Origin of the sequence: uncultured Fretibacterium sp. (assembly GCF_938030725.1) — a bacterium.
Taxonomy (GTDB): Bacteria; Synergistota; Synergistia; order Synergistales; family Aminobacteriaceae; genus Fretibacterium.
In genome coordinates, this window is record NZ_CALHIQ010000055.1 from 1 (window position 1) to 14,745 (window position 14,745).

12 protein-coding genes are annotated in these 14,745 nt (G+C 65.0%); 8 read left to right on the top strand and 4 right to left on the bottom strand.

Annotated elements, in window-relative coordinates:
* The first annotated feature begins 83 nt into the window (after window positions 1-83).
* From Q0629_RS03315 to Q0629_RS03345, 7 genes are all read left to right on the top strand, one after another.
* Complete coding sequence (locus Q0629_RS03315) at window positions 84-938, top strand: MBL fold metallo-hydrolase (RefSeq protein WP_298778913.1); 855 nt, start codon at window positions 84-86, stop codon at window positions 936-938.
* Window positions 939-1,392: 454 nt separating this feature from the next.
* Entirely contained in the window at window positions 1,393-2,322 is a 930-nt protein-coding gene (gene nikB / locus Q0629_RS03320) for a nickel ABC transporter permease (protein WP_298778915.1), read from the top strand.
* A gap of 15 nt (window positions 2,323-2,337) precedes the next feature.
* Entirely contained in the window at window positions 2,338-3,192 is an 855-nt protein-coding gene (locus Q0629_RS03325) for an ABC transporter permease (RefSeq protein WP_298778917.1), read from the top strand.
* A 16-nt stretch (window positions 3,193-3,208) separates the two neighbouring features.
* Window positions 3,209-4,204, top strand: coding sequence for an ABC transporter ATP-binding protein (locus Q0629_RS03330; protein WP_298778919.1), 996 nt, complete (start codon window positions 3,209-3,211; stop codon window positions 4,202-4,204).
* Window positions 4,201-5,190 (top strand): oligopeptide/dipeptide ABC transporter ATP-binding protein, encoded by a 990-nt coding sequence (locus Q0629_RS03335; RefSeq protein WP_298778921.1) that lies wholly within the window; start codon window positions 4,201-4,203, stop codon window positions 5,188-5,190. The genes Q0629_RS03330 and Q0629_RS03335 overlap by 4 nt, the downstream gene beginning before the upstream one ends.
* On the top strand, window positions 5,187-5,783 hold the full coding sequence (locus tag Q0629_RS03340; RefSeq protein ID WP_298778923.1) for a hypothetical protein: 597 nt from the start codon (window positions 5,187-5,189) through the stop codon (window positions 5,781-5,783). Before Q0629_RS03335 ends, Q0629_RS03340 begins: the two co-directional genes overlap by 4 nt.
* Window positions 5,784-5,888: 105 nt before the next feature.
* Window positions 5,889-7,406, top strand: coding sequence for an ABC transporter substrate-binding protein (locus Q0629_RS03345; RefSeq protein WP_298778926.1), 1,518 nt, complete (start codon window positions 5,889-5,891; stop codon window positions 7,404-7,406).
* A gap of 83 nt (window positions 7,407-7,489) precedes the next feature.
* Here Q0629_RS03345 and Q0629_RS03350 read toward each other — a convergent pair whose 3' ends face one another.
* Together Q0629_RS03350 and Q0629_RS03355 are read right to left on the bottom strand one after the other, a co-directional pair.
* The gene (locus Q0629_RS03350; RefSeq protein WP_298778929.1) at window positions 7,490-8,878 is read right to left on the bottom strand and encodes a serine hydrolase domain-containing protein; all 1,389 of its coding nucleotides are present in this window, start codon (window positions 8,876-8,878) and stop codon (window positions 7,490-7,492) included.
* Between the two features lie 54 nt (window positions 8,879-8,932).
* The gene (locus Q0629_RS03355; RefSeq protein ID WP_298778931.1) at window positions 8,933-10,069 is read right to left on the bottom strand and encodes an adenosylcobinamide amidohydrolase; all 1,137 of its coding nucleotides are present in this window, start codon (window positions 10,067-10,069) and stop codon (window positions 8,933-8,935) included.
* 332 nt (window positions 10,070-10,401) lie between these two features.
* Here Q0629_RS03355 and Q0629_RS03360 point away from each other — a divergent pair, with 332 nt between their 5' ends.
* Window positions 10,402-11,016: a Type 1 glutamine amidotransferase-like domain-containing protein gene (locus tag Q0629_RS03360; protein WP_298778934.1), complete on the top strand. Its 615-nt coding sequence runs from the start codon at window positions 10,402-10,404 to the stop codon at window positions 11,014-11,016.
* 13 nt (window positions 11,017-11,029) lie between these two features.
* Here the strand turns inward: Q0629_RS03360 and Q0629_RS03365 are convergent, their stop codons facing one another.
* Entirely contained in the window at window positions 11,030-13,444 is a 2,415-nt protein-coding gene (locus Q0629_RS03365; RefSeq protein ID WP_298778937.1) for a DUF3536 domain-containing protein, read from the bottom strand.
* A gap of 93 nt (window positions 13,445-13,537) precedes the next feature.
* The coding region (gene glgB / locus Q0629_RS03370; protein WP_298778940.1) for a 1,4-alpha-glucan branching enzyme at window positions 13,538-14,745 on the bottom strand (1,208 nt) is incomplete at its 5' end.

The following is a 14,745-nucleotide window of genomic DNA, read 5'->3' on the forward strand; positions in this document are numbered from 1 at the left end:
AATGAGGCCTTTTTTCAATTTGCCTGTTGCTTTTAGCTTGACAATCTAGCATTCATAATTATTCTTAACTGAGGAGGACTGTCATGAAAAAGATCGTTCGGGGACTGGCAACGGTGGGAATGGTGTTTTTGCTGGGAGGGGCTGCGTTTGCCCTGGAAGGGTATGCCGGAAAGATCGAGACGTTCGAGAGGCCCGGCCTGACCGTACACACGTACAACTCCGTGGAGGGCATGTTGGACGGTTCCGCCATCTTTGAAACGGAGAAAGAGCTCGTGCTGTTGGAACCTCAATCGATGCCGGAGTCGGCCAAGGAGTTGAAGCGTTACATCGACGGGCTGGGCAAGCCTCTTGCGGCAGTCATCGTGTCGTATCACGGCGCGGGGCTCGCCCCCTATAAGGGCATCCCCATCTACGCCAGCAAGGCGGCCACGGAGTTCGCCGGGGACGGCAGAGGAGCCGCTCTGTTCGAGAATTTTGCCAAGGGCTTTCCGGGCTTCGATCCGACGGTGATCGTTCCCGATCACGTCCTCGAGGGCCCGAACGCCTCCATCGGGGGGATCGACTTTGCCCTTGAGTACGACGACACCCCCGCTCCGGCGCCCGGCATGATCGTCGCCGTCCCCTCCGCAAAGGTCGTCTACCTGCACATGCTGGGCGGTGACACCCATTCCATCCTGGGCAGCGCAGGACATATCGATGCGTTCGCCGAACAGCTTCGCAAGATGAAGGGCGAGGGCTACGAGCTGATCCTGACCTCCCACCACACGCCGGAGAAGCCGGAGGCCCTGGACGCGAAGATCGCCTATCTCGAGAAGACGAAGGAGATCCTGAGCGCATCCAAGACGAAAGAGGACTTCGTCGCGGCCATGAAGGAGGCGTTCCCCGACTATCAGGGCGAGGGGTATCTGGAGATGAGCGCCGCCAACCTCTACCAATAGCCCTGGCTCCAGAGCAGACCGCATTTCATCCAAATCAAACGAAAACGAACGGGAAGGACCGCGCCTCGAATCGGGGTGCGGTCCTTCTCAATTTTAGAGCTTTTGACGACGTCAGCCGTTTATGTTCACGTCCGCCCTGGCCTGGCTGGACGTGAAACGAAAATTTGATATTGTAAATCCAAGAGCCTTGATCGCTTTCAATATTTTTTAAGTTTTTTAAGCCGAATCAGCGCTTCCCCAAGTCAAAACGCTCCCCTTATGGTAAGATAGATGCGCTTTTCCTTGCAGGATAACGCGTTTCAATTTCTTTCTTTAAAATAATGAAAGGATTTGTACAAAGCCACACATTTACGAAAGGCCCGCAGGACGGTCGCGCCTGCCGCAACGCACGACGCTCAACGGTTCCGGCTTTGTCGCATGGTTCCGAGCTAATCTTTCTCAAGGAGGGTTCCTGGTGTTAAAGTACACGCTGCGCCGACTTCTGATGCTCATTCCCGTGCTTGCGGGAGTCGCGCTGATCGTCTTCACGCTCCTCTACATCACCCCCGGCGACCCCGCCCGAATGGCCCTGGGCGAGGACGCACCCGCGGAGGCGGTGGAACAGTTCCGCATCAACTACGGCTTGAACGACCCCTTTTTCGTCCAATTCGGCCGCTACTGTTACAAGGCCGCCCTCAAAGGCGACATCGGGCGGTCCTACGTGACGAAGGCCCCCGTCAGCGAGGAGCTGATGGCCCGGTTCCCCATCACGCTGAAGCTGGCCTTCTGGGCCGTGGTCCTGGGCGTGGCCCTGGGACTTCCCTTCGGAATCATCTGCGCCATCCGACAGTACTCCTTCTTCGACTCCATCACGATGGTCCTCGCCCTGATCGGCGTCGCCATGCCGAACTTCTGGCTGGGCGTGCTCCTCATCCTGCTCTTCTCCGTCAAGCTGGAGTGGCTGCCACCGTCGGGCTTCAACACCTTCGCCGAGATGATCATGCCGGTGTTCACGCTCTCCGGCGGCACGCTGGCCGTCATCACCCGCATGACGCGCTCCAGCATGCTGGAGGTCATCCGCTCCGACTACATCCGCACGGCACGCGCCAAGGGGCAGAAGGAGTCCGTCATCATCTGGCGGCACGCGCTGCCCAACGCCCTGATCCCCATCCTGACCATCATCGGGATGCAGTTCGGCAGCCTTCTGGGCGGCGCCATCCTGACGGAAACGGTGTTCTCCATCCCCGGCATCGGACGCCTGGTGGTGGAGTCCATCAAGATGCGCGACTTCCCTGTCGTCCAGGGCGGCGTGCTGTACATCGCCGTCGTGTACTGCATCATGAATCTCGTCGTAGACCTTCTCTACGCCTGGGTTGACCCCAGGATCAAGGCCAAATACCGCTAGGGGGAACGTGAAGAGATGATCCTGAAGAAGAACAGCATGCTGCGGCTGACGCTGATCCGCCTGCGGCGCAACAAGCTGGCCATGATCGGCCTGGCGGTCCTGATCCTGCTGATCCTCGTCGCCGTCTTTGCGGACTACGTGGCGCCCTTCAAGTACTCGCGCCAGAACCTGCGGGAGGTGCTCCAGCACCCCAACGCCAAGCACCTCCTGGGGACCGACGAATTCGGGCGCGACGTCCTGAGCCGCCTGATCTACGGCGCGCGCGTGTCCCTGCAGGTGGGGCTGGTGTCCGTTTCCATCGCCCTGGTGCTGGGCGGCGCCCTGGGCGCCATGGCGGGCTACTACGGAGGCTGGTTGGACAACCTCCTGATGCGCCTGATGGACGTGCAGCTGGCCATCCCCTCCACGCTCCTGGCCATCGCCATCGCCGCGGCCCTGGGTCCCGGCCTCTTCAACCTGATGATCGCCGTGGGCATCTCCTCGGTGCCGCGCTTCTCGCGCCTCCTGCGGGCCTCCGTGCTCTCGGTGAAGGAGATGGAGTTCATCGAGGCCGCCAGAGCCATGGGCGCCAGCGACTTCCGCATCATCCTGCTGCACATCCTGCCCAACTGCTGCGCCCCGCTCATCGTCCAGGCGACCTTGAGCGTGGCCGGCGCCATCCTCTCCTCCGCCGCCCTGAGCTTCATCGGCCTGGGCATCCAGCCGCCGTTCCCGGAGTGGGGCGGCATGTTGTCCAGCGCCCGCGGCTACCTGCGCGGCAGCGCCTACCTCAGCATGTTTCCGGGCATCGCCATCGTCGTCACCATCATCGCCCTGAACTTCCTGGGCGACGGCCTGCGGGACGCCATGGACCCCAAGCTGAAGCGCTGACGGGAGGGGCTCGACGATGAACGACAACGAACTGCTCCTCGACGTCCGCGACCTGTCCGTCCAGTTCGACACGGACTCCGGCGTGGTGCACGCCGTCAACCACCTCAACCTCCAGTTCCAGGAGGGACGCGCCCTGGGCTTTGTGGGCGAGACGGGAGCCGGCAAGACCACCACGGCCCTGGCCATCCTCCAGCTCATCCAGTCGCCCCCCGGCGAGATCACGGGCGGTGAGATCCTGTTCAAGGGGCAGGACGTCCGAAAGATGACGGACGCGGAGCGCCGCCACATGCGCGGCAGCCAGATCGCCATGATCTTCCAGGACCCCATGACCTCCCTGAACCCCATCATGACCGTCGAGGAGCAGATCATGGAGATGATCTCCCTGCACACGGACCTGAAGGGCCGCGAGGTCCGGGACCGCGCCTACGAGATGCTGGGGCTCGTGGGGATCCGCACGGAGCGCGCCAAGGACTACCCCCACCAGTTCTCCGGAGGGATGCGCCAGCGCGTGGGCATCGCCATCGCCCTGGCCTGCCGGCCGAGCCTGCTCATCGCGGACGAGCCCACCACGGCCCTGGACGTCACCATTCAGGCACAGGTGCTGGAGCTGATCAAGGACCTGCAGCAGAAGGTGAAGACCTCCATGCTGCTGATCACCCACGACCTCGGCATCGTGGCGGAGACCTGCGACAGCGTCGCCATCATGTACGCGGGGCGCCTCGTGGAGTACGCGGACCTGCGTCAGCTCTACGGGAACCCGCTGCACCCCTACACCCACGGGCTCTTTGACGCCGTTCCCGACCTGGACACCCCCCTCGGCCAGAAGCTGGCGGTGGTCCCGGGCCTCCCGCCCGACCCCACGAACCTGCCCACGGGATGCAGCTTCTCTCCGCGCTGCTCTCAGGCCCAGCCCGTCTGCTTCGAGAGGGCCTGCGGCATGGTCGAGGTGGAAAAGGGGCATTTCGTCGATTGTCACTTTCCGAAGAAGATCGAGGGAGGAGCCAGGCTATGAGCGGCACAAAGACGGCCCCGGAGGCGTTTCTGGAGATTCGGGGACTCAAAAAATACTTCGGCGTACACGGAGGCCTGCTCCACGCCGTGGACGACGTGTCACTCTCCATCGGCCGGGGCCGAACCCTGGGGCTGGTGGGCGAGTCCGGCTGTGGGAAGTCCACCCTTGGGCGCGTCGTCATCGGCCTGATCGAGGCCACGGGCGGTGAGGTGCTCTTCGACGGCCAGGACTCCCTCAAGTTCACGGGGGCGAAGCGCAGCGAGTTTCGCCGCAGGGCCCAGATCGTCTTTCAGGACCCTTTCTCGTCCCTGAACCCGCGCATGTCGGTGTCGCAGCTCATCGCGGAGCCCCTCGTCATCAACCGGGCCTGCCCCCACCGGGAGCTGGACGCCCGCGTCAAAAAGCTGATGGACACCGTGGGCCTGGCCTCACGGCTCATCACCTCCTTCCCCCACGAGCTGGACGGCGGGCGGCGGCAACGGATTGGCATCGCGAGGGCCCTGGCCCTGGACCCGGACTTCATCGTCCTGGACGAGCCCGTATCGGCGCTGGACGTCTGCATTCAGGCCCAGGTGCTGAACCTCCTGGAGGAGCTGAAGAAGGAGAGGGGCTACACCTACCTCTTCATCTCCCACAACCTGAGCGTGGTGCGCTACGTTTCCGACGAGGTGGCGGTGATGTACCTGGGGCAGGTCGTGGAGAAGGCGGACAACACCACCCTGTTCAAGAACCCCGTCCACCCCTACACGCAGGCCCTGCTCTCCGCCGTGCCGACGGCGCGCCTCAGCGGGCGCCGTCAGAGGATCATCCTGGAGGGTGACGTGCCGAGCCCCATCAACCCGCCCAGCTCCTGCCGCTTCATGGGGCGCTGCGCCTACCGTCAGGACGAGTGCCTGGGTGGGACGCCGCCCCTCACGGAATACGAGCCGGGGCACTTCGTGGCCTGCCGCTTCGCCGGGCGCCTGACCCGGAGCCGATCTTCATGAGCGGAGAACGGGCCGAGGGCACCCTCCCCTCCCGGCTGCGCTGGTACGTCGGCGTCCCGCTGGGGACGAACCCCCTGATCCTGCTGGACCTCTCCATCCTGCTGACCATCGGCTGGTCCGTGAGCTGGCTCTCCCTCCTGGCGCTTCAAGCGGGGTTCGGCGGCTACGTGGACGCCTCCCACGTCAAGGGGGCCGCCCTCGTGTCGGGCTACCTGGTCCTGGCTTTCCTGGGGCTGTTCGCGGTCGTGTGCTTCGTCGTCATGAGGAATCGCTACGCGGCGCTCTACCGCTTCGACGAGGAGGAGGCCTTCTGCGACAACATGAGGTCCAACCCCCACGCTGTGGACGGGCAGCGCCTGCACTTCACGGGCTACCCCATCGAGCCGGTCATGGAGGTCATTCGCAGTACGGAGCGCCGCGCCCGGTGGGAAGACGTGACGGCGGTGCAGCCCATGGACGCGATGCGGGTCCTCCTGCTAAGGGGCCGCCGGGGCGTGCTGATGCGGGTCTACTGCCCGGACGACGCCACCTACGACCAGGCGCTGCTCTACGCGGAGGCGCACCGGAAGAAAACTGATACCAGTTCGCGTTAAAAAGAAGTGCTTGGTGCTCTTGCCCCCTGTAAGTGGGGCGTCCCTTTAACCATTGATCATAGGGCCTCTGCGAGGCCTTATACTACCCGGAAGGAGTGTTTTGTTTTGAAGAAGCGCGTTTTTCTGTTCCTGTTGGCGGCGGCGTTCGCAGCTCTGGCCTGCGGCCTCGCCGTGGCAGCGCCCAAGGACGAGATCGTCGTGGGCACGGCGTCGGACGCGAAGTCCCTGGACCCCCAGATGGCGAACGACACCTCGTCCAGTTGCGCCCTGATCCAGATGTACGAGCCGCTGTTCGAGTTCTCGCCGGACAAGAAGCTCGTCGGATATCTGGCGGAGAGCTGGAAGCAGCTCGACCCGACGACGTGGGAGATCACGCTGCGCAAGGGCGTCAAGTTCCACAACGGCGACGAGCTGACCGCCGAGGACGCCGTGTTCACGCTCCACCGCATGACGACGCCGAAGGCTGCAGCCGTGAAGTCCTACGGCGCCAACATCGACCCCGAGGGGCTCAAGGTCATCGACCGGTACACGTTCCAGGTCAAGTCCTCCGCCCCCATGGCCGGCTTCCTGGCTTACCTGAACCACTCCTCCTCCTACATCATGAACAAGAAGGCCGTGGAGGCCGCAGGCGAGGACTACGGCAAGGAGCCCATCGGCACCGGCCCCTTCAAGTTCGTCTCCGCGCTGAAGGGCGACCACATCACCTTCGAGCGCTTCGAGGACTACTGGGGCGAGAAGCCGAAGTTCAAGACGCTCAAGATCCGCACCATTCCGGAGACCACGAGCCGCGTCATCGAGCTTGAGACGGGGAACATCGACATCGCCTACGGCCTTCCCACCAGCGACTTCAAGCGCCTGCAGGAGGAGGGCAAGGTCAACGTCTACAACAAGCCGGGCCTGGCCATCACCTACATGGGCTTCAACACGCAGACGCCGCCCTTCGACAACCCCGAGGTCCGTAAGGCCATCACGATCGCCATCGACCGCGAGGCCGCTCTGGACGTGGTCTATCAGGGGCTGGGCCGCGTGCCCACCAGCCCGCTCCTGCCCATCAACAACTACTTCCCCGAGCCCGTCCCCGTGGAGTACGACCCCGACAAGGCCAAGGAGATGCTGGACAAGGCCGGCGTCAAGGACCTTGCCTTCACCATCTACACCAACGAGAACAAGCAGCGCAAGGACTACGCCGAGGTCATCCAGAACATGCTCTCCGAGCTGGACATCAAGGTCGAAATCCAGGTCCTGGAGTGGGGCACCTTCCTGGATCAGCTGAAGGCCGGCAAGCTGCCCGTCTTCATGATCGGCTGGTCCGCCTCCGACATCAACCCGGACCCGGACGCCTACATCAAGGCGGCCATGCACTCCAAGTTCGCAGGCCCCTCCAACCGCGTCTGGCTGAAGGACGCCGAGGTGGACGAGCTGCTGGACAAGGGGACCGTCACGCCGGACGGCCCGGAGCGCGCGGAAATCTACAAGCGCTTCTGTGACCGCGTGAACGAGCTGAACCCGTGGTGCTACCTCGCCATCGCCGACACCCTCTACGGCACCAACAAGGCCCTGAAGGGCGCGGACAACTTCTATCGCGGCATCATCAACCGTCTTGACGGCGTGTACTACGAGTAGCGCATCGGCACCTCAAAACGACGACGAGGGGGCCCGGGCGTTTGCCCAGGCCCCTGTCGTTTCGCCCGTCGGTCGCCGGCGCTTCAGGACCGTTTTTTGACGATGCGGTCCCCCAGCCGGGCGCCCCACACCTCCCCGTCCTCGCCGAAGTACAGCCGAAACTCCGTTTCGGACAGACCGGACCTCAACACCACCCGGAAGGGGTGTACCATGAGGACCTCCATGGCCTTGCCGCTGTTCGTGACGGCGATGCCCTCTCCGTCGCGCTCCACCAGGACGTCTGCGCCCTCCCCGGACTCGTACCGCCCGCAGGCGGAGCGAAGGGTCGCGTCCGTCCAGGGACAGCTACGCCAGCGGCTCACCGGTCGAGGATCAAGTCCCATGGATAGCCGCAGCGCCGCGTCCGCCAGCAGGGACACGGGAACGTCCTCCGTGTTGCACAGCACGATGGCGCCGCGCTCCAGCTCCGGAGACCAGGCCATATGCGACGACACGCCGGGCAGGCTGCCGCCGTGGCGGATCACCGTGACGTCCTCAAGGAAGCTGATGGAGAGCCCGTAGCCATAGAACTGCTGGCTGCGCGTTGGGATGCGCGGGCGGCACATGGCGCGGACGCCCCTGGCGGAAGCCAGACGGCCGCCCCCATCAATGGCCCCTTCGTTCAGGTACATGCGGAGGTACTTCTTCATGTCGGCCAGCGTGGACTTCATCGCACCGCCGCCCATGAGGACGAAGGCGTTGCGGCAGAAGTTCAGGTCCCCCTCCGGCGCCGCCTCGGAGTAGAGCTTCGCGACGTTCGCGTCCTGCGCGGGGCGCAGAAACTCGCAGGAGCTGCGGGTCATCCCCAGGGGCTCCAGGACCTCCCGCCTCACGCAGGCCGCGTAGCTTCCCGCCCCGCTCGCACGGTGGATGACTTCAGCCAGGAGGCCGTATCCATCGTTGCAGTAGCTCATGTACTCCCCCGGCTCGCCGATGCGCTCCGACGCGGCGCTCATGGCCCCCGCCACCCTGTCGACGCCCGCACGGGCCAGCTCGTCGCTGAAGGCCGGGTCCTCCGGACCGTCAAGCGGGAATCCCAACTCCTTCGCCACGGGCTCCAGCGTCGTCCGCGGCAGGGGGAAGTACCCGCCGCTGTGGCTCAGGAGATGGGCCAGCCTCACGGGGTTCGGGCCCGTGTCCTTGAAGGAGGGGCAATGGGCCGACATCGGGTCCTGAAGGGAGAGAGAGCCCCGCTCGGCCAACTGCGTCATCAACAGAGCGGTGAAGGATTTTGTGAGGGACGCCAGCCCGAAAATCGTGTCCTCGTCGATCGTCAGGCGGCGCTCCGCGTCGCGGTATCCGGCCAGCTTCTGCCAAAGCGTGCGCCCCGCCCGGTCGATCACGGCCACGGCGACGCCCCGGGCGCGGTGAACCTCCATCACCTCCGCCAGATACTCCTCGTACCGACGTTCAAGATCGCTGTTCAAGCTCATCAGGCTCCTCCTCCGCCGTCCATGACAGGAACCGGCCTTTCATAAGTATCCCCATCATCCCGCATCGTTGCCCGCAAGGGGCCCCTCGCAGGAATTCCCGCTGTCCGCCGCAACCAGCCGGACCAGAGCGTCCGACACCGCCCCCGCAATGAGGGCCACGGCCTCCGCAGCGTCATGAGCTGCTCCTAGAGGGGCGGCGCAGACGCCCATCGTCGCCAGGAGCCCCAGCGCGGCGGACAGCGCCTCGTCGGGGGAGAGCAGCCCCCACTCCGCCTGGTCCATCAGGTGCACGGCCAGGGACACGGGCGCCAGCAGCCCGTCTCGGGCATCCAGCCCCGCCAGGGCCGCGGCGAAGTGCGCGCGGTCCAGCGCTCCGCCCCCGCGGCGATAGCGCGCCCACAACGACTCCTCCGTCACCCCGAAACGCTCCGTGCGCCGCAGGACGCCGTGCTGGCTCTGAGGCGTCAGGCCGCTCTGCAGCCGCAGGGCCTCCTTCACCGCGGCCTTCACCACGCGCCCCACCGCCGAACCCAACTTGCTGTGGTTCCCCGTGTCGGTGAGGCGCAGGGAACTCGCCGCGTTGGCCACCACGATGGCGCCGTCCGTTCCCGACCCCGTCGCGATGCCGTGGGAGTAGCGGCTGGGGACGGCCAGCTCCTGAAGGGCAGCGGCCTTCGCCTCCGTCAGGGTGATCAGGGCGCGGGTCAGAGCCCCCTCGCTGAGGTCGCAACTGAAGTGCAGGATGACGTTGACCGTCCCCGCCACGGGCGCGGAGCGACGCTCCGCCTCCTCGTCCCAGTCGGCCGGGTCGCCGGAGCGCCCCGCGTTGACGTCAAGCCCCGCGGTCACCAGCGCAGCGACCTCAGCGGAGCCCCAACCGTCCTCCAGGATCGCCATGTGCCCCATCCTGGCGGAGGTGGAGAGCCCGACGCTGACGGCGGGGTCCAGCCCAATCTCCTGCGCGATCAGGGCCAGGTGCTCGGCATAGGTCGGAGCCCGCATCGTGCAGTACTCGCCGCCCTTGATGCTGTAGCTGTAGTTGAAGGCCTGCCGCAGGTCCGTGCGCAGGCCGCCGTTGAAGGGCGACGTGCTCAGCACGCGACGCGGCCCGCCGAAGGTCAGCACCGCAGCGCGGCCCGCCTCCCCGAGGCGCCTCGCCACGTCGCCGCACGCCGAGCTCCAGACCTTCATTCAAAAAGCGTCCCCCAAGGGAAACGGAAACTCCAGTTTCTTTGCGGGCCATAAGGCCATATCGACAGAGGTCATCCTGTCCACCTCCGGGTCAAATTATACCCCAGACAAACTCGTCGTTCCGAACGTCCAGGGCTTGCCCTTGCGGCGCAGGCCATACAGTTTCCCTGCCTCATGGGAGCCAGGATCTGATAGAGGCTTCACATTGGATGCCGGAAGGCGTACACTGTCCCTGGGCAAGCCAGGGGCGTCCGGGCGCGTCGAACGAACGGGAGCGCTGCCGGAACGCCTGAGGTTGCGCAGTCAAATTTGAGAACGATCTGGAGGAACCCATGAAGCTGTTTTTGACGTCCTATCTCGCCGGAACGAAAAACCTCGCGAACGATTTTTTGTCGGCGTTGCAGCCCAGGGAGATCGTCTTTGTGCCCACCGCGGCGAACGTCGAGGAGTATCGAGGCTACGTCGATGAAGCGATCGCCGCTTTTCGGGAAATGGGCTTCGAGCTGAGGATGTTCGACGTTTCCAAGGCGGAGCCGGAGGAAGCGCTTTCGATGATCAAGGCCTGCCGTTGTCTTTACGTTTCCGGAGGAAACACCTTCTACCTGCTGCAGGAGTTGAAGAAAAAAGGGCTCGGCACGGTCATCAAAAGCAGGGTGAAGGACGGCATGTTGTACATCGGAGAATCGGCAGGGGCGATCATCGCTTCCCACAACGTCGAATACGGCCAAATCATGGACGACAGGTCCATCGCTGTCGAGCTTGAAGACTGCTCCGGACTTGGCCTCGTCGATTATTGCGTCCTGCCGCACAGCGGCGAGTTTCCCTTCGTCGAGGCTGCTGCCGAAACCATTGCCAGGTATGGCGAAAAATTGAACCTGGTCCCGCTGAACAATCGTGAAGCCGTCGTCGTCGATGGGAATGGCTACAGCGTGAGACTCGAAGGGTAGGGCGGATGCCCACTCAGCTTCCCTTCAAAAAATCCTCCGAGAATTGCAGTTGGCGGCCAAGCGCAAAGACGGCTTCTCTCAGGTCCGCCGGGGCGGCGCAGAGCTCGCCGCGCCAGCGCCGAAGCATCTCGTAGTAGAGGTTCTGCGCGTCGTAGAGGCTCAGGCGCCATTGAAAGCCCTCCTGAAACATCCGCACCATATCCGTCGCGGCCCGGACCTGCTCAAGGTCCAGGGGGTTGCCGCACAGGCGCATCGTGCGCGTCTTGAGCCACTCCGAAACGGCAAAGCAGAGCCGGTCGGACCGGAGCGCGATCTGGCGCTGGACCGACAGGGACAGGATGCGGTTCAGGGCCTCGAAGTCCGGGAGGTCCTGCCTCAGGATATCCAGGAGGGAGGTGCTCATGACGATCTTCGCCGCGGAGGCGATGATCTCAGGCGGGCGCACCTCCAGGGTCGTCATGTACTCCAGGAGCTGGTCATAGTTCTGCACGATGCTGCGCACCACGGCCTCGATGCGCTGTACGTCCTGCTTCAAGAGCTCGTCCAGCAGGCAGCGTTGGGCGTCCGCAGGGATGTGCCTCAGGGAGTACAGCGTGTAGCCGAAGCGATCGACCATGGGCCTCTCCATGGCGGGAGCAAAGAGGCGCCTCAACTCCAGAGCCTCCTGGTTGGAGACGGGGCGCATCTCCTTCTCCGGCGTCACGCCGCAGAGGAGGGATATCCCGCCCCGATGGTTGGCGGCGAACAGGAAGGCGCTGCTCTCCCCGGTGATGCGGGAGGTGACGCGCACCGTCCCCGCGGAGAAGGCGGAGGCGTCCTCCGAGTTGTCCCTCAGGATGAGGGTACTCCCCGCCAGGTTCCAGCACCCCTCCCGGAAGCTCTGCCTGAAGCCCTGAAGGAGGGAGGTGATGCCGTAGTAGGCGGCCAGTTGGGGCATGTCGACGCGCCCCTGCTTCACCAGGAGCTCGTAGACCTTGGCCCCGTTCTTCAGCTCTGGGACGTTGCTGGGGGCCTCGCTCAGGAGGTCCAGAAACGCCGGCTCCAGGTCGCGGCCCAGGAACCGGTCCGCCAGCTCCATGGCGTGCGCCGCGTAGCGCATCACCTGCACCGGCTCGATGCGGGACACCTCGTCGAAGAACCAGCCGCAACTGGTGAACATCAGGAGCGCAGCCCGCTGCATCTCCAGGAGGGAGATGGCGCGGACGCGCTCCTCGTCCGTCAGGGAGCGGGAAGCGTTCTGCTTCAGCCAGGCCTCCACGCGCTCCGGCGTGCGGTCCAGGATCAGGTCGATGTAGCGATTGCGGGCCTCCCACGGGTCCTTGAGGAGCTTTCCCGCCTCCCGCTCGAAGGGCGCGATGAGCTCGTCCCGAAGCATGTCCATGGCGCGGCGCAGGGGGGCGCGCCACCTCTGATGGAATCCGGGCGTCCCCGTGCTGCACCCGCAGTCGCTGCGCCAGCGCTCCACGCCATGGGCGCAGCTCCAGGAGGAGTTCTCGACGATGCGGACCTCCCAGTCCGGCGGGTAGAAGGCCAGGTACTCGCCGTAGACGGTGAGCGTCGCGTCCCTGGAGCGGTCCACCGTCTCGAGGCAGTAGGCCAGGGCCATGTCCCCGTGGTCGTGGTGGTGCCCGTAGGACTCGCCGTCCGTGGCCACGTGGGACAGGAGGGGGAAGCCCCGGTCCGGGTGGGCGTCGATGAGCTGACGGGCGAAGTGCTCGCCGTTGTCCAGCATCCCCCCGAAGGCGATCTTCTGAGACAGGAGGCCGTCGTAGAAGAAGAGCGCGATGCTGCGTCCCGATGGGAGGTTACAGCGGTAGGGACGGGTGGTGTCGATGCGGCCTCCCTTTGCGTCCTGCCACACGCCCCCGCCGCAGGGGCGCACGGAGTCCGCCTGATAGGGGGAGAGCACCGTGAAGAGGATGCCGTGCTCCGCCAGCACCTCGAGGGTTTCCGTATCGACGGCGGCCTCCGCCAGCCACATGCCCTCCGGCCTGCGGCGGAAGCGCTTCTCGAAGTCCGCTATGCCCCAGAGCACCTGGGTCTCCTTGTCGCGTCGGTTCGCCAGGGGCATGATGACGTGGTTGTAGACCTGGGCCATGGCGGGGCCGTGGCCTGAGAAGCGGCGCACGCCGATGGCGTCGGCCTCCAGGATGGCGTCGTAGCACAGCGGGTCGTTCTCCTGAAGCCACGAGAGCAGCGTCGGCCCAAAGTTGAAGCTCATGCGTGAGTAGTTGTTGCAGATCTTGACGATCTTTCCGCCGTCGTTCAGAATCCGGGAGGCGGCGTTGCGGCTGTAGCACTCGGCGGCGATCCGGGCGTTCCAGTCGTGCCACGGCGCGGCCGACTCCTGAAGCTCCACCGTCTCAAGCCACGGGTTCTCGCGCGGCGGCTGGTAGAAGTGGCCGTGAATACAAACGTAACGAGGCATGGTGCAGATTGCAGCTCCTTTCGGAATAGAGGGACCGGTTCCCTTGTCCCGGATGGCCGGCCGCGGCTCGAGGGACGGGCAGGGAACCCCGCCCTACGCCTTCTCTTGAGGTTCTCCGGAGGACGGGGCCCCCGTGAAGTGAAAGACCACGATCGCCAGGGGCGGAAGGGTGAGGAGGAGCGAGCAGGGCAGGTTGTGGCAGGGGATCGTCTCCGCCTCCATCCCGCCCCTGTTGCCCATGCCGCTTCCGCCGTAGACGGTCGCGTCGCTGTTCAGGACCTCGCGCCAGAAGCCGCCGCAGGGGACCCCCACCCGGTAGCCCTCGCGGGGCACCGGCGTGAAGTTCGCTGCGCAGAGGACGTATTCGTCCTTGCGCTCGCCCATGCGCAGCCAGGCGATGACGCTCTGCTGCCAGTCGGTGCAGTCCACCCACCGGAAGCCCGCCGGGTTGAAGTCCCGCTCATGGAGCGGGGGGTACTGCTTCAGCGCGCCGTTCAGGTCGCGCACCCACTGCTGGATGCCGCGAAACTCCGGCTTGTCCAGGAGGTGCCACTCAAGCGCCGCGTCGTTGTTCCACTCCAGCCCCTGCCCCAGCTCGCAGCCCATGAAGAGCAGTTTCTTGCCGGGGTGCGTCCACATGTAGCCGTAGAGCAGGCGCAGGTTCGCCCGCTTCTGCCACCAGTCGCCCGACATCTTGTTCATGAGAGAGCACTTGCCGTGCACCACCTCGTCGTGGGACAGGGGCAGCATGAAGTTCTCGGAGAAGGCGTACCAGATGCTGAAGGTCAGTTGGTTGTGGTGCCAGGCGCGGTAGACGCTCTCCAGGCCCATGTAGTCCAGGGTGTCGTGCATCCAGCCCATGTTCCACTTCATGCCGAACCCCAGCCCGCCCAGGAAGACGGGCCGCGTGACCATGGGCCAGTCCGTGGACTCCTCCGCGATGGTCTGGACGTCGCGGAACCTCCCGTAGAGCTCTCGGTTCAGGTCCTGGAGCAGGGAGATGGCCTCCAGGTTCTCGCGCCCGCCGTAGACGTTGGGCGTCCACTGCCCCTCCTTGCGGGAGTAGTCCAGGTACAGCATGGAGGCCACGGCGTCGATGCGCAGCGCGTCCGCGTGGTACTGGTCGATCCAGAAGGCGGCGCTCGAGATGAGGTAGCTGCGCACCTCGTTGCGACCGTAGTTGAAGATGTAGCTGCCCCAGTCGGGGTGGTAGCCCTTGCGCGGGTCCTCGTGCTCGTAGAGCGCCGTGCCGTCGTAGCGGGCCAGGCCGAAGTCGTCGGTCGGGAAGTGGCTCGGCACCC